This is a genomic window from Rhodococcus sp. ACPA1 (genome assembly GCF_002300195.1).
Taxonomy (GTDB): Bacteria; Actinomycetota; Actinomycetes; order Mycobacteriales; family Mycobacteriaceae; genus Rhodococcus_F; species Rhodococcus_F opacus.
On record NZ_NSDX01000008.1, the window covers coordinates 42,654 to 57,766 of the forward strand.

General features: G+C 61.4%; 14 protein-coding genes. 13 read left to right on the plus strand and 1 reads right to left on the minus strand.

Annotated elements, in window-relative coordinates:
- Positions 1-221: 221 nt before the first annotated feature.
- The gene (locus CJ177_RS33165) at positions 222-824 is read right to left on the minus strand and encodes a TetR/AcrR family transcriptional regulator (protein WP_065491471.1); all 603 of its coding nucleotides are present in this window, start codon (positions 822-824) and stop codon (positions 222-224) included.
- 339 nt (positions 825-1,163) lie between these two features.
- Between CJ177_RS33165 and CJ177_RS33170 the strand changes: the two genes are divergently transcribed.
- The 13 genes from CJ177_RS33170 (at position 1,164) to CJ177_RS33230 (ending at position 15,067) form a co-directional block, all read left to right on the plus strand.
- Positions 1,164-2,357, plus strand: coding sequence for an LLM class flavin-dependent oxidoreductase (locus CJ177_RS33170; RefSeq protein WP_095869578.1), 1,194 nt, complete (start codon positions 1,164-1,166; stop codon positions 2,355-2,357).
- Positions 2,354-3,220: an enoyl-CoA hydratase/isomerase family protein gene (locus tag CJ177_RS33175; RefSeq protein WP_095869579.1), complete on the plus strand. Its 867-nt coding sequence runs from the start codon at positions 2,354-2,356 to the stop codon at positions 3,218-3,220. The genes CJ177_RS33170 and CJ177_RS33175 overlap by 4 nt, the downstream gene beginning before the upstream one ends.
- A 3-nt stretch (positions 3,221-3,223) precedes the next feature.
- Entirely contained in the window at positions 3,224-4,018 is a 795-nt protein-coding gene (locus tag CJ177_RS33180) for an enoyl-CoA hydratase/isomerase family protein (RefSeq protein ID WP_095869580.1), read from the plus strand.
- Between the two features lie 10 nt (positions 4,019-4,028).
- Positions 4,029-4,895 (plus strand): branched-chain amino acid ABC transporter permease, encoded by an 867-nt coding sequence (locus CJ177_RS33185; protein ID WP_065491475.1) that lies wholly within the window; start codon positions 4,029-4,031, stop codon positions 4,893-4,895.
- Positions 4,892-5,881: a branched-chain amino acid ABC transporter permease gene (locus CJ177_RS33190; protein WP_095869582.1), complete on the plus strand. Its 990-nt coding sequence runs from the start codon at positions 4,892-4,894 to the stop codon at positions 5,879-5,881. Before CJ177_RS33185 ends, CJ177_RS33190 begins: the two co-directional genes overlap by 4 nt.
- A complete protein-coding gene (locus CJ177_RS33195; protein ID WP_095869583.1) occupies positions 5,881-6,666 on the plus strand; it encodes an ABC transporter ATP-binding protein in 786 nt (261 codons plus the stop codon). The genes CJ177_RS33190 and CJ177_RS33195 overlap by 1 nt, the downstream gene beginning before the upstream one ends.
- Positions 6,653-7,372, plus strand: a complete 720-nt coding sequence (locus CJ177_RS33200; protein ID WP_179443340.1) for an ABC transporter ATP-binding protein — start codon at positions 6,653-6,655, stop codon at positions 7,370-7,372. The genes CJ177_RS33195 and CJ177_RS33200 overlap by 14 nt, the downstream gene beginning before the upstream one ends.
- Before the next feature lie 232 nt (positions 7,373-7,604).
- Positions 7,605-8,762, plus strand: a complete 1,158-nt coding sequence (locus CJ177_RS33205; RefSeq protein WP_218835147.1) for an ABC transporter substrate-binding protein — start codon at positions 7,605-7,607, stop codon at positions 8,760-8,762.
- Positions 8,759-10,678, plus strand: a complete 1,920-nt coding sequence (locus CJ177_RS33210; RefSeq protein WP_257014794.1) for a long-chain fatty acid--CoA ligase — start codon at positions 8,759-8,761, stop codon at positions 10,676-10,678. Before CJ177_RS33205 ends, CJ177_RS33210 begins: the two co-directional genes overlap by 4 nt.
- A gap of 8 nt (positions 10,679-10,686) precedes the next feature.
- Positions 10,687-11,442: a creatininase family protein gene (locus CJ177_RS33215; protein WP_095869586.1), complete on the plus strand. Its 756-nt coding sequence runs from the start codon at positions 10,687-10,689 to the stop codon at positions 11,440-11,442.
- 210 nt (positions 11,443-11,652) lie between these two features.
- Complete coding sequence (locus CJ177_RS33220) at positions 11,653-12,174, plus strand: flavin reductase family protein (protein WP_095869587.1); 522 nt, start codon at positions 11,653-11,655, stop codon at positions 12,172-12,174.
- Positions 12,174-13,277, plus strand: a complete 1,104-nt coding sequence (locus tag CJ177_RS33225) for a 3,4-dihydroxy-2-butanone-4-phosphate synthase (protein WP_095869588.1) — start codon at positions 12,174-12,176, stop codon at positions 13,275-13,277. Before CJ177_RS33220 ends, CJ177_RS33225 begins: the two co-directional genes overlap by 1 nt.
- 167 nt (positions 13,278-13,444) lie before the next feature.
- Entirely contained in the window at positions 13,445-15,067 is a 1,623-nt protein-coding gene (locus tag CJ177_RS33230; protein ID WP_095869589.1) for an AMP-binding protein, read from the plus strand.
- The last annotated feature ends 46 nt before the right edge of the window (positions 15,068-15,113 follow it).

A 15,113-nucleotide genomic window follows, 5' to 3' on the forward strand; every position in this document is an offset into this window, starting at 1 on the left:
CCAGCTGCCTAGACTGATGGTGCAACAGCATATTTGAAACTTCGAGGTCGAGGCTGAAGCGGCCGACACAGGCGGAAGCCGCCTTCGCCCGATCGACGACGATCAAACGCCAAACCCCGTTCAATCAGGATATCTAATTGAACGGGGATCGACTCACAGCCCAGTACCCGCTGCTATCGCGACGTTTCGTAGGCACCTTATCAATCCGGGCGGGACCGACCTCACTCGGCTCGAGGCGAGATCAATGCCTGAACCGCCGCAGTCGACATTGTCTTGACGATCGACTCCTGGTCAAGCCCTTTGTTGAGGGTGGGTACGGTATTCAACATCGAGAACACCGCCTGCGTGAGCAGGCGCACCTCCGGATCCGACAGCTCGGGCCGCAGCGACGAGACTGTCGAAATCCACTCCTCGGCGTACATATTCATCGCTCGTCGGATGCGCCGACGATCCGTTTCGGGAAACGCGTGCTCGTTCTTGAGGAAAATTAGCGTTGTCGGAGCCGCAGACAGCACCGACCTGATGTGGAAGTCGACCATGGCGTCCAGCGCAGCACGCGGATCGGGCTCCGATTCCACCGTCGCCCGCGCGGACTGATGGAGAAACTCCAACGGATTTTCCACCACTGCGATGAGGAGGGCCTGCTTGTTCTGGAAGTGACGATAGAGCCCGGGAGCGGAGATTCCCGCCTTCGCGCAGATCATCTCGACCGTGACCGAGTCGTAGGGCTTGTGCAGGAACAGATCGGCGGCGACTCTTAGCAGTAGCTCCCGGCGTGACGGGCGAACCGTTGGCGCCGTTGCCGGCATCTGGTCAGTCTTCATGGTTCACACCAGCAACTGGAGAGCCCGAAAAATCAGGGACCGGCGCATGAAGAGTCGCACACCACCCGCAGGCGGCGCGCCCAACCATCTTGATCAGTTCCATGCAACCAATGGTAACACTCATTAACACAATCGGACAGCAGACGGACACCTGCCGTCGTTAGCTGCGGGCCGACACTCCCCCGCGGGTCCCCACGATTTCACGTCTGGTCAGGCATGTTGCTTGCCGGTCCCAATGAAGGCGCTGGATTGCCCGCCAAGTGTTGACAAGCTCACACTCTCGTTCTACGTTAATGCTCATTCACGTTAATGCGCATTCACACACGAAAGGTTGTGGCTATGCGATTCATCTTCATGAGCGAGGGCGAAACGCCCCCAGGGCATACCCATGAGCACCGTTACCGGGAGCTCGTCGACGAGGTCCTCCTCGCCGAAGAGGTGGGATTCGATGCGTTCGGCACTTCTGAGCAGCACGTGGCGATCGGCACAGCGACGACATCCGCCCCGGAGGTCCTCTATCCGTACCTGATGGCCCTCACCACACGCATTCGGTTCGTGCACCTGGTCACCCTGCTGCCCACACGCATCAACCACGCGCTTCGGGTCGCCGAGAGGCTGGCCACCGAAGACATTCTGTCCAACGGCCGCGTGGAACTCGGTGTCGGCCGAGGCAACACCACACTCGCACTGCGCGCCTTTGAGGTTTCGCCGACGGAAAACAAGGCGCAGCAGATTGAAGGGCTCGAAGTCATTCGCCGCGCACTGCACAACGATGTCTTCTCGTTCGTGGGCGAGCACTACAAGATCCCACCACGAAGTCTGGTACCCAAAGGAATTCAATCTCCGTATCCGCCGATTCATATGGCCACCGGAAGTCCCGAATCTGTTCGAACGGCCGCCGAACTCGGCGTCGGCGCGATTGTCGGAGGCTTCTACCTCGGCTTCGACTTCCTTGAGAACATGCTCCGCATCTACGACGACGCTCTCGCCGGCGCGGCGCACACATATCCACTGCAGGCACAAAAGCTGGTCGCGGTCGGCGGCGGTATGCATTGCGCCGAAACCCGGGACGAAGCCCTCAAGTGGGCAAGGGGCCTCACTGAATCAGTCGCACTATCGACGGACGCATACCAGCGCCTGTCGAAACTCTCCGATGACTACCAGTACATGGGAGCCGTCAAGCATCTCGACTTCAACGACGAACGTTACATGTTCGAAGAGTCGTCCGGCTTCATCGTGGGCGATCCCGAGGACTGCGTCGCCCAGGTCCAGCGATTCGCCGACTTGGGCGCCGACTCCCTCGTCATGCGCATCGACGGGCTCCCCCACAAGGAACTGATGAAGTCGATCGAACTGTTCGGCAAATACGTAATCCCCAAGTTCAAGAACCCCAAGGCTGTCGTGCGCACCCCTGAGGCGATTCTGGACGACATTCGCACCGCACGACCGGCCCACTACGCCGAGCTCGAAGCGTTCGAAAGTGCACAGAAGGAAACAACCGGCAACACCGTCGAGGTAGGAGAAGCACGATGAGCACATTGGCCGCGGATGACATCTTTAGCCGATACCCGAAGGAGATCTTGATCGAGCGCAAGCCGAACGGGGTCCTCCTCATCACCATCAACCGTCCCGAGCGACTGAACTCCCTGACGATGCCGATGTTCAAGCATCTGTCCGAAATCTGGGAGGACGTCGACCGAGACCCCCAGACGCGAGTCGCTGTCATCACCGGAGCCGGCCGCGGCTTCTGCACGGGCATGGACGTGCGCCAACCGGACCCCACTCTGGATGACGCGATCGAACTCATGGAGGACGAACGACGGCGGATCATGAGCCTCCTGAACATGGACAAGCCGCTCATCTCGGCGATCAATGGACCGGCGGTGGGCTGGGGGTTGTCGATGGCACTGCTCGCGGATATCAGCGTAGCCGCTGAGGACGCCTTGCTCCTGGACGGCCACACCCGCATCGGGGTGGTCGCCGGCGACCATTCTTCCCTGATCTGGCCGCTGCTGGCCGGCATGGCCAAAACGAAGTACTACCAACTAACTTCAGCAAGTCTGACTGGCGCGGAGGCTGAGCGTATCGGCCTGGTGAGCCTCACCGAACCGAAGGACGCCGTGCTCGGGCGTGCCCTGGCGATCGCCGATGATCTTGCGCAGGGCTCGCAGCAGGCAATCCGCTGGACGAAGCGATCGCTGAACTCAGGTTGGCTGACCAACGCCCTCCCTCAGCAGGAATTGTCTGCGGCGTTGGAGACCCTCAATTTCGCCGGCGCGGACTACGCAGAGGCCCGACAAGCCTTCCGCGAGGGCCGGCCGGCCCAATTTCCCTCCGCCCGCCGCGATAACCACTCCGTCTTTGATTCCCCGGCGACGCAAGAAGTTGCTAGGTGAAGCATGTCAGGACTTGAGACCCGACAGGCCGCTGGGTTCACCACTGTGGACCGTGCGGGCGTCCTGGTCGTCACCGTGGACCGGCCGCCGGCAAACGCACTGAACCGATCAGCCATTCGCAATCTCGCGGCGCTGTTTGCCGAACTCGGCGAGATGCGTGAAGCGCCGCCGGTCGTCCTCACAGGTCAGGGAGAACGATTCTTCTGTGCCGGAGGCGACATAAGAGAGCTCGAGGGAGCCGCCCAAGAAGAGCTGGACGCCCGGATGCGGGAGTTTCATGCGCTACTCGTGGCCATGGACCGTTACCCGCGACCGGTGATCGGCGCGATCAATGGTCACTGTGTGGGCGGTGGCATGGAGATTGCCCTGTTCGCCGACACTGTGTTGGCCGTCCAAGGTGCGCGATTCGGTTTCCCAGAGATCAATCATGGCCTCCTACCGGCCGATAAGGGCATTCAGCGCGCCACCCGACTACTCGGAGCACGCGCAGCGAGGAAACTGCTCTTGTCGGGGGACTTATTTGATGTCGAGCGCGCACTGGAGATCGGCCTCGTCGATGTTCTTGCGGACCCCGCAGAGCTTGTCGATGCGGCAGTCGCATCCGCGAGACTCGCCGGGGCAAAGGCGCCAGTGCTCTACGGCGCTTTGAAACGCAGCCTGAACGATCCAGACGACGCCCGCGACGAAACCTCCTTGCAGCGCACACTTGCGTCTGCCGCTGACTACTTCGACGACCCCGTTGCCCGTGGTTTGCGAGATAGCTGGAACGGCATCCGATCTCGAGGAGGAAAGGGATGAAGGTGGAATCGTGTTAGCCGTCGTTGTTGCAGGCTTTGTCAGCGGCGCGGTTCTGCTGCTCGCGACAGTGGGCTTTGAACTCGTGCGCCGGGTGGAGGGCTTCCTCAATATCGCGCTTCCCCAGCTCATTGTGCTCAGCGGGTTCAGTGCGTACGGATTCAACGTGCTGCTTGGGTTGCACTGGATAGTCTCCTGTCTCGCGGCGATCGCAGTCACGTCGGTGGCGGGCGTCGTATCGGCTCGGCTGATCTTTTGGCCGATGCGCGGACGTCCGCACTATATCCCGATGATCGCGTCCGTCGGTCTCGCATTCTTCATTCACGCAATGATCGAGGTATTCACGGGGTACGGCGTAAAGACGCTCAACGTCCCTCTGCAAGAGACCTTCCGCATCGGTGGGATTGCAGTGGCCGGAATTGATCAGGTCGCGGTAGTCATCATTGCCGCCCTGGTGGTTGTGGCATTGCATTTTTGGCTGTCGAAGTCCTACAGCGGACGGGCGTTGCGCGCGATGGCCAACAATCAGGCGCTGGCTCAAATTCGCGGCGTCAACACCTCCTATCTGCAATACCTCACCTGGGCGGTGGCGAGTGCGCTGGCTGCGCTGGCGGGAACGCTCATCGCCTTCACCGCACGCATTTACCCCGAGCTTGGCTGGGATCAGGTGCTGATCATTTCCGCCGCCGCAATCATCGGCGGACTCGGCAGTATCTACGGCGTGATGCTCGCGGCTGTCCTCGTTGGTCTCACGTCAAGTCTCGCGACCCTCGTCATCCCGTCCGAATACACCCAGATGGTTGTGTTCGCGGTCATCGCCTTGGTCGTGTTCATCCGGCCTGAGGGCCTCTTCAGCGGTCCGAAGGAGCGTGTCGCATGAGCACTCTGCTTATTCTTGGCGGACTGATCACCCTTATGGGGATCTACGCCGTCGCAGCCCTAGCGCTGAACCTTCAGTTCGGTGTCGGCGGGATGGTGAACTTCGGTGTGGCGGCGTTCTTCGGTGTCGGCGCCTACGCCTACGCACTCACTGTCATGCCGGCTTCATCCGGCTCCTACACATATATCCTCGGGCTTGGCTTGCCGTGGTGGGCGGGCGCAATCATCGGTGGTCTTGTATCAGCTCTACTCGCGTTCGTTGTTGGAAGCGGCCTACTGAGGGTCGGTGGTGAGTACCTCGCTGTTGTCTCGCTCGCGCTTGCGGAGATGATCCGCCAGCTGTTCATCAACCAGCCGGCGATCGCTAATGGGGCGCGCGGACTGCTGAACGCGCCGGTGCCCAGTCTCGACATCATCCCGGGCCGAGCGCAGGCGTTGTTCGTCGCCGCGGCCGTTGTGGTTGTTCTCGGAATCAGCTACCTGCTCTTCCGGCGTGTGACGCGATCGGCTTTCGGTCGAAGCCTGCACGCCATAAACCAGAACGAAGCAGTCGCTCGCTCGCTCGGTGTGAACGTCTACGCGGTCAAGCTCAAGGCTTTCGTCTTTGCCGCGTTCTTCATGGGTCTGGCCGGGGTCATGTACGTGTGGTATCTGTCGATCCTTACCCCGACATTCTTCAACGTGAATATCACCTTCACGGTCTTCATCGCTCTGATTATCGGCGGGACAGGCAGCAATGCCGGCGCGGTGCTTGGTGCGGTCGTCCTGTTGGGTCTGCGCGAAGGCCTCACATACATCCAGGTGGACTTCATCACGCCGGAGCTGTTGGCCAGCCTTCAGGACGCACTGCAGGGTTTGGTCCTCATCGTGATACTCCTGTTCTGGCCGGGTGGTCTCTTCCGGCCGCGGCTGGCCGTCTACCCGCCACCCCGCTCCGCCTCCGTGGCGCCTGCTGTGCTGGCCACTTCTGCGGCAGGTGGTCGCTGATGACTACACCGAATCCCTTGCTCGAAGTGAAGGGCGTTGTGAAGAGCTTTGGTCAGCTCCGGGCGCTCGACGGTGTCGACATGGTAGTGGGCCGAGGCAAGGTTACTGGTCTCATCGGGCCAAACGGCTCCGGCAAAACGACGCTGTTCAACGCGGTGTCCGGTTTTCTCGAGCCTGATGCGGGGACGGTCCTGTTCGACGGTCGCGTCGTGACAGGGGCTCCGACGCATCAACTTGCCCGGATGGGTCTCAAGCGCACATTTCAGAACACCGCCGACTTCACCGACATGTCGGTCGTGCAGAATCTGCTCACCTCTGTGCGCACAGTGCCAGGCGAGCGCCTGTCACGGCTCTTCACATCTTCGCGGAAGATTTCGGTGAGTGAGCGCAGCTTGCTCGACCGTGCATGGATATTGCTTGATCGCTTGGGATTGACGGAACTGGCGAATGCCCGCGCGGGAGATCTGTCGATCGGCCAGGGGCGCCTGCTCCAGATTGCCAGACTGCTCATGGAGCCGCCGTCGCTGTTGATGCTCGATGAGCCTTCCTCGGGGCTCAACCCCGACGATCAGCACCGCCTATCGACGACAGTGCGTCAGCTGCGCGACGTCGAGGGTGTAACGGTGCTCGTCATCGAGCACAACATGTCGTTCATGAACGCGATTTCCGATGCACTGTACGTAATGCACGACGGCCATGTCATCGCAAGCGGCCCACCGGCGGAAGTCATCCGCGACCCCCTAGTTATCGAAACCTATTTGGGAGTACGCCGTGCCACTGCTTGAAGTCGAGAACCTAACCAGCGGGTACGGTCGAAATAACATCATCCATGGCATATCTTTTGCTGCTGATGAAGGATCGATCACAGCCATCATTGGTCCTAATGGCGCCGGCAAGACAACCCTCGTGCAGACCATCGCCGGGGTCGTCGATGCGCGCGGCGGAAGCGTCAAGCTTGGTGGAGAGCCACTCGATGGGATGCCCGCCCGCGAGCGAGCTCGCCGCGGCCTCGGATATACGCCTCAGCTGCGCAACGTCTTTGGCGCACTATCCGTCGAGGACAATCTGGAAGTTGTCACGCGCGCGATGCGGCTGCCTCATGACCGCGTGGATGAGGTTTTCGAGCTGTTCCCGATCCTCGCCGAGCGCCGGAAGCAGCGATCTGGGACGCTTTCAGGCGGGCAACGCCAGCAGCTCGCCATCGCCTCCTCGTTGCTCATGCGGCCGAGGCTGTTGATCCTCGACGAACCCACCACCGGGCTAGCGCCACAGATTGTCGATTCACTCATCGAGCAGATCTGCGTTATCGAGCGCAGCGGGACCGGCGTCTTATGGGTGATCGAAGAGCATCCCAGCCAAATCCTGCCGCTGTGCGGACGCGTATTTCTCATGGAATCCGGCCAGATTCATCACGAGGCGAACGGGCCGCAACTGCTCGCGGATCCGGGCTTCGCCGAGATGTTTTTGGGTGCCCGAATCCCACAGGCGTGAGCGCCACGCATGGTTATACGCGATCGCAGATAGAGAATACCGGTTTGACCCTCCTTGCTTCCACCAAGAAGTGTCTACCGCCCTCCCCAAAGAAACAGTCCCACAGGAGATTTTGAGGATGAAAGTACTAAGAGCAACAGCAGGTAAGGTGTCAGTCGCGTGCGTCGTCATGGCGACCGGGGCAGTGCTCACAAGTTGTGGCGACGGTGGAGGGGCGTCCGGCGGAACCACGGTGATCGGTGTGGCCGCGCCGCTATCGGGTGAAGCGGCCATTTTCGGCGGGCCCGTCGATTCGATCACCCGAGCAGTAGTGAACCATGTCAACAAACGCGGCGGCATCAACGGGACTACACTCGAGGTCGTGAGCGAGGACGAGAAGTTCAACGCCGAGGATGGAGTCCGCGCCGTCACCAAGCTCATCAATAAAGATGACGCGCAATTCATCTTGGGTCCGACGTCATCGACATTCATGGCGACGCTCAGCCAGGCAGAACGCAGCGAGGTTGCCATCGCATCTCCGTATGCCGGCATCGTCGAGTACGACGACCAGGCCAACCCCTATACCTTCCGTACCATTGGCCCGGACACTTTCGATGGCCTGGCGGTTGCAAAAAACATCTGGGACAACGGTTTCAAGACTCTATCGATACTCTACGAAAACTCTGACTCAGCACGAAGCACATCGAGCTGGTTGGAGGACTACTACACACGGCTTGGCGGCAAGGTCGTGGCGAAAGTCGCATTCAACGGCGGACAGAGCTCCTATCTGCCGGAGGTTCGCAGTGCCTTTGAACCCCAACCCGATATGGTGTTTCTCGCCGGCTCCGTCGAGCCTGCTGTACCGATCGTGCGCGAGTGGGCGCGGTCAGGGATTCCTGGCAAATGGTCCTTTATCGCCGAGCTGACCTTCCCCGTGCTACTCGACGAGGTCGGTGCCCAATACCTCGAAGGCGCGTACGGGCAGTCCGCGTTCGCAGCAGACTCGCCGTCCGTCTCGGGGATGCGCGATGTGCTGATCGAGGAGTACGGCCAGGAGCAAGGCATGGCCATCGCTCAGCAGCCGACGGCGGCCATGGCATACGATGCGATCGTTTCGGGACTCTTGGCGATGGCGGCCGGTGGCGAGGCTACAGGCACGGCGATTGCCGAGAATCTTCACAACGTGACTGATTCCGGCGGCGCGCCGGTGTTCTCCCTGGATGAGGGCCTGGATCTCCTGGTCAGAGATGAGAAGATCGACTATCACGGTGCCAGCGGCCCCGTCGACTTCAACTCGACGAACACGGCCGCACCCGACTACGGCGTATATCAGGTGGTCGATGGGAAGTGGCAGGTAGTCAAGCGCTACACGGGCACCGAGATCAATGATCTGGCTGAGGAATTGCAGTGACAGTGGGGACGGAGATGGAGAACATGGTTTCAATGAGTTCGCCTGAAGGCGGCAGGAACGGGGTACCCGTGCTGCGCAGCGTGTCGGGATTCGAAGCCGTGGATCGTACCTTCGCTCAGATGCTGTGCGACCGCGCCGAGCGCGAACCGGATACGGTCGCATTCTGCAGTTGGGTGGACGGCGATGCCCGCCCGACCAGCTGGAGCGAGTACCTGGAGGAAGTGCGGGAGACGACACTGGGCCTCCATGATCTCGGGGTGGCGCCGGGCGACCGGGTGGCCATCATGTCTTCTACCCGCCGGGAGTGGGTCGTGGCGGCACTCGCCATCCTGAGTGTCGGTGGCGTTCCCGTCGGCGTGTATCCAACCAGCTCGGTCCCCGAGGTTGAGTACGCGCTCGAAAGCAGCGGCGCAACTGCTATTTTCGCCGAGGGCACATCTGATATCGCCAAGGTCCGCGCGGTCGCTGCCGGATTGCCACATTTGCGTGCAACTATCGGGTTCGATGCCGAGCCGGCGGACCTGCCGGAAACGGTCAAAACCGTACATTGGGACTACTTACGCGCCGTCGGAAGCGCACGGGCTGTGGCTGAGCCGGAACTGTTCACGCTTCTTGTCGAAGCGGGCGACATAGACCAGCTGGCCGCGCTGTTTTACACGTCTGGATCCACCGGCGCGCCAAAGGGCGTGAGACACACGCACCGCACTCTCCAGTACTCCGTACTTGGTTTCGCAATGTCTTACCCCGAGATCGGGACGACCCGGCACGATCTCGTTGGATTCCTCGGACTATCACACGTCGCGCCGGCTCTAGTCGGCGTCTTCGCGCCGATAATGACGCGACTCGTCATCACGTACTGCACAATGGATCAGCGAGTCGAAGCGCTCATCGGGGTGCGGCCAACTGCCGTCCTATGGCCGCCGAGGATGCACGAGAAGCTCGCCAGCGAAATGCTGCAGACGCTTGCCGAGTCCGGCAGAGCCTTCCGCCTCGGATACTCGATTGCCATGAAGGTCGCCCGCAAGGTCAGCGATCTACGCTGGCGTGGGCGTCAGGTGCCAAGGTACCTCGAAGCGCTCTACGAATTGTGCATGAAATGCGTCTTCCTACCACTGCGGGCGAAGGTCGGCATGGACCGCATCGAGGTCAGCTGGACAGCCTCCGGAAGCATGACCCCCGACGTCGCAGCGCTTTGGCATATGTGGGGTCTCGATCTTCGCGAGCTCTTCGGTACAACAGAAACGTGTGGCTCCGTGATCGCGCAATGGGACCGGGCCTTTCCGGCGCCAGGAACCATCGGAAAGGCCATGCCCGATCCCCGGTGGGTTGTCCGTGTATCCCACGAAGGCGAGCTGCAGGTGCGCAGCCCATGTCTCTTCGACGGCTACTGGCACAATCCGGAAGCCACAGCCGCGGCTCTGGAGGACGGGTGGTATCGCACAGGCGATCTTGTCGAGCTGAGCTCCGATGGCGAGGTGACGATCATCGGGCGAATGAAGGATGTCCTCAAGACCAGCGGCGGCAAGAGCGTCAGCCCGCAGCCGATAGAGGTACGGCTCAAAGCGAGTCCGCTCATCGACGAGGCGATCGTCGTAGGCGAAGGCCGGAAATACCTCACGGTACTGCTCAGCGTCAGCGACGAGACGCAGGCAATGACTCCACACGAACGCGATGCTGCTCTGACCCGATGGATCGACGAGGTCAACTCCGAACTCGCCCGTCCACTGCAATTGAAGAAGTTCCGGATTCTGCCGCGGGCGCTGTCAGCAGCAGCGGGCGAGCTGACGGCCAAAGCCACCATCCGGCGCTCCAACATCCTCGCCTCCTTCACCGATCTCGTCGACGACATGTACGACGTCGGCGAGCAGGACGAGATTGCCCGCCAGGCTCGATTTGCCAGGACGGATCGCAAGTAGGTGCCACTATGAACGAACTTCGGATCGAATACATGACGAGTGCCGAAATCGGTGACGCAATCGCAGACGGGGCACGCACAGCGATCCTGCCCCTCGGTGCAGTCGAACAACACGGCCGGCATCTACCTCTATCAATGGACGCCGACCACGCCGACGAGCTTGCCGTGCGGGTCGCGAACGACCTCGGCGGTGCGCTCGTCCTGCCGACCGTTCGTGTCGGATACTCGCCGCATCATCTCGGATTCCCCGGCACACTGTCCCTCCGGGCGTCGACTCTCGAGGCGATCTGCGAAGACTACGGCGCCCACCTGGCCGCGTCCGGTTTCGAGCGGATTGTCCTGTTCTCGGGCCACATCGGCAACTACCCGGTCATGCGCGACTTCGAGTTGCGTCTGGCGGACAAATTGGCACCACTGTCGGTCATCGTCTTCACCGACAGTGAAGCGATTCTGGACGCCTGGCGCTGGGCCGCCGAGGACATGGCCTCCCTGGGCGGCAACGTCGGTGGGCACGCCGACGTCGCGGAAACCTCTGTGATGCTCGCACTTCACCCGGACAAGGTTCGCGTCGAGCGCTTTGCCCGCGGATACTCGGGCATGGTTGACAAGGGACTCCTCGATCGCGCCTTCCGTGAGGGCATCAGTTCGATATCGCCAAACGGTGTCCTGGGAGACCCGGCGGGCGCGTCGCCATCCATCGGGGCGGCATGCCTCGATGCCGTCACCTCCCTCATCGTCCAGCATGCGCGTGCCCGGGGTGCCTGACATGCACGAAACGGGAGCAACCCTTACGCGATCGTCCGACGCCGATAAGTCCGCTCGATACAATCGTCCCCACACGACGAAGGGGACATTCAACCCGACTTCGTACCGGTCGTCGCCGGATCGCCTCCACCACTCGGAGGGCGACCTCCGTGAGCGATGCAGTGTGTTCAATGAGCAGATCAATTCACCACTCAGCCAAGGCGGTACGCCATGATGACTTTCGATCCAGTAAAGACAGGTGACTCGGAACGGGATACCACCAGGCTCCGCCGACTGTACGGGCAGTACCCGACTGGCGTCGCGGCAGTGTGCGCGCTCCAGGAGGGACGACCGGTGGGAATCGTAGCTACCTCGTTCACACCAGTGTCCATGGACCCGGCGTTGGTGTCGATCTGCGTGCAGCACACTTCGACGACGTGGCCGACTCTGTCGAAGGACGGCCATCTCGGTATCTCGGTCCTGGCATCGACGCACGAAGCAGCGAGTCGCCAGATCGCGGCCAAGAACACCGATCGGTTCGCCGGGATCTCCTGGTTTGCAGGCGAATCCACTGCAGTGTTCCTAGCCGACGCCGCAGCATGGTTCGATTGCAGGATCTCAACGTCGATCCCCGCCGGGGACCACGATGTTGTACTTCTGGAGGTCAACAGCACCGCGGTAAATGAGACAGCGAAACCCCTTGTCTTTCATGACAGCCGTTTTCGCACACTCGTGATCGGTGAGGAATCGTGATGACCGACGTCTGTGATCTGAAAAAAAGAATCCAATCCGCGACAAACGCGTTGACCACCGGAGCGCCGGTACTGATCGTCAGCGGAGCTGACGATCAGGAAGTCGCCGATGTGCTGATTCCCGCCGCCCTCGCCAGCCCACGGTGGACCGCATGGGCAGTTCGATACACCTCCGGACTGTTGTGTGCGGCGATGCGCTCGACCCGGGCAGACGAGCTGGAACTGCCCGCAATGGTGCGGGGCAACGGCTTCAGCGCAACAACTCCGGCCTTCGGTATAGGTGTGGACGCCGCTGCCGGCGTCGGAACCGGTATCAGTGCGACAGACCGGTCGCGGACCGCTCGGGTGCTCGCCAGCCCGCAGACCCGCCCAGTGGATCTGACGCGGCCGGGACACATCCTGCCGTTGAGAACAGCTCCACGCGGAGTGATCGAGCACCGAAACAGTGCGGAAGCGGCGGTCGACCTGTGCGAAATCGCCGGACTTCCGCCAGTAGCGCTGACGGCCACGTTGCTGAGTGACGATGGAACCCTGCTGCAGGGCACCGAACTCGCGGCATTCGCCCGGGTTCAGCGCGTTCCAGTGGTGCAGCTCCAGGATGTGGTGCACTACCGCCTACATCACGGCGACGGCCACGTTGGGCGGGTTCGCCATACTGCTACACGGATTGTGGACGTTCCAGACAGGTCCATGCGCGTAGTCGACTTCGACGACGAACTGACCGGCGCCCACCACACGGCCTTCATCGGTTCGACAACGCCTGCGGCAGCTCCGACGGTGTACATCGTCTTCGAATGTTCGCACCGCGATCCGCTCGTATCCGACTGCGGGTGCCGACATGAGTTCGAGACCCGTCGAGCCCAAATCGCCACAGAAGGCGGGATCATCGTCTACTTGCGGTCGAACCCGCGGCCCGCCGACCAGTACACGGTTCAGGGACACGAACTGGCACAGGGATCCATCACTTCCATCCTCACTCACCTTGGATTCACCACGGTCATGGTGTGCGGATGGCCGGGTGGTCAGGACCCGACATCGGCCTGCGCGCTCGACCTGACGCCGACTGTCCGCAATCCGGCCTACAAGACCGCCGCGTCGCTCTGACTGCCTCGAACCGCGGCTGGGGGACGAAAACAGTGGGCGCGAATTTAACGCCGGCGCAGGAACTCCACTTCCCCTCGAGGCATCGACGTAGTCGCCGCCGCAAACTCGCAACAAGCACCCGACCCGCCCAGCGCTTCGTATGAAGCGCTGCTTCACCTGGAGGATCCGTGACCGGTCTCGACATTCCATTGACACCCATTCGCTTCCTCGAACGTGCAGTCGAGGTCATGCCCGACAAAATCGCAATCATCGACGGCGAGCGCCGATGGACCTACCGTGAATTCGGCGCCGCAGTACAGGCCCTCGCAAAAGCACTTCGATCTTCCGGTATCACGGATGGCGAACGGGTCGCATATCTGGCCACCAACTCCGCCGAGCTGCTCATCGCCCATTACGCCGTCCCCCTCGCACGCGGTGTACTCGTCGCGATCAACACACGCTTGTCAGCGGCCGAGATCGAATACATCTGCGGGCATGCTGGTGTGCACCTGCTCTTCGGTGAAATCGAGCTACTGAAGCCGCTGCTCGACGCCGGACTAGATTTCGCCACCGTCAACGAGTGGATCGAAATACCCACGGTGGAAGGCCTTTTCACCGCACCTAACGAACTTCACAGCTATGACTCGCTGCTCACTCGCGGCCAGGACGACGATCTACGCTGGGAGATAGACGACGAGAACCGCACGATAGCAATCAACTACACCTCCGGCACCACGGGCCGTCCCAAAGGAGTCATGTACTCCCATCGCGGCGCCTACCTCAACTCGCTCGGCGGAATCCTACATTCAGGATTTGGTAAGACCACCAAGTATCTGTGGACCCTGCCGATGTTCCATTGCAACGGATGGTGCACGACCTGGGCGGTCACTGCCGCGCTCGGTACACACGTCTGCTACCGGGCGGTGCGCGCCGACAGCATGTGGTCGCTGATCGACGAGCACCAGATTTCACACCTCAACGGAGCACCGACAGTTCTGACCCTCCTGGCCCACGCTGAGCAGGCCCATCTCCTCACAACACCGTTGACCATCAGCAATGGAGGTGCGCCACCCAGCCCCACCATCATCGCCAGGATCCGCGCTCTGGGCGCATCGATAGTGCACATCTACGGCCTCACTGAAACCTACGGACCCTACTCCGTCTGTGAACCCAAGCCCGAGTGGGACGAGCTGGATGTCGAGGACCACGCGAAACTCACGGCGCGCCAGGGTGTCGGCACGATCACTGCCGAGCGGCTGCGGGTTGTGCGTCCCGGGCTTTCACCGGCGGGCGAGTTGACCGACGTGGCCGCAGACGGCACAGAGATGGGCGAGATCGTCATGCGCGGCAATACTGTGATGAAAGGCTATTACGACGACGAGGAGGGCACGCGGAAGGCAACCGAGGGTGGCTGGTTCCACTCAGGTGACCTGGGCGTCATGCATCCCGACGGATACGTGCAACTTCTCGACCGTGCGAAGGACGTGGTGATCTCCGGGGGAGAGAATATTTCGACGATCGAGGTAGAGCAAGCTATTCTGTCGCATCCGGCGATACTCGAAGCCGCCGTCGTGGGGGCACCTGACGACAAGTGGGGCGAACGGCCAAAAGCGTTCGTGATGACTGCCAGTGGAGCGCACATCGACGAGGCCGAGGTCATCGCACACGTGAAATCACGTATCGCGTCATACAAGGCACCACGATCGGTCGAGTTCGTCGACGATCTTCCCAGAACTTCAACCGGAAAGATCCGCAAGAACGAACTGCGTGAGGCGGAGTGGAGTTCACTGCAAAACATGATCAACGGCTGAGATCTTCCGCGCTGTTGCACGGTCGGTGGCGCCCGGCACCGCGTGG

What these genes read in the sequence shown, in the direction of transcription:
- CJ177_RS33165 (WP_065491471.1), bottom strand. Translation starts at nt 824, where the DNA reads ATGAAGACTGACCAGATGCCGGCAACGGCGCCAACGGTTCGCCCGTCA.
- CJ177_RS33170 (WP_095869578.1), top strand. Translation starts at nt 1,164, where the DNA reads ATGCGATTCATCTTCATGAGCGAGGGCGAAACGCCCCCAGGGCATACC.
- CJ177_RS33175 (WP_095869579.1), top strand. Translation starts at nt 2,354, where the DNA reads ATGAGCACATTGGCCGCGGATGACATCTTTAGCCGATACCCGAAGGAG.
- CJ177_RS33180 (WP_095869580.1), top strand. Translation starts at nt 3,224, where the DNA reads ATGTCAGGACTTGAGACCCGACAGGCCGCTGGGTTCACCACTGTGGAC.
- CJ177_RS33190 (WP_095869582.1), top strand. Translation starts at nt 4,892, where the DNA reads ATGAGCACTCTGCTTATTCTTGGCGGACTGATCACCCTTATGGGGATC.
- CJ177_RS33195 (WP_095869583.1), top strand. Translation starts at nt 5,881, where the DNA reads ATGACTACACCGAATCCCTTGCTCGAAGTGAAGGGCGTTGTGAAGAGC.
- CJ177_RS33215 (WP_095869586.1), top strand. Translation starts at nt 10,687, where the DNA reads ATGAACGAACTTCGGATCGAATACATGACGAGTGCCGAAATCGGTGAC.
- CJ177_RS33220 (WP_095869587.1), top strand. Translation starts at nt 11,653, where the DNA reads ATGATGACTTTCGATCCAGTAAAGACAGGTGACTCGGAACGGGATACC.
- CJ177_RS33225 (WP_095869588.1), top strand. Translation starts at nt 12,174, where the DNA reads ATGACCGACGTCTGTGATCTGAAAAAAAGAATCCAATCCGCGACAAAC.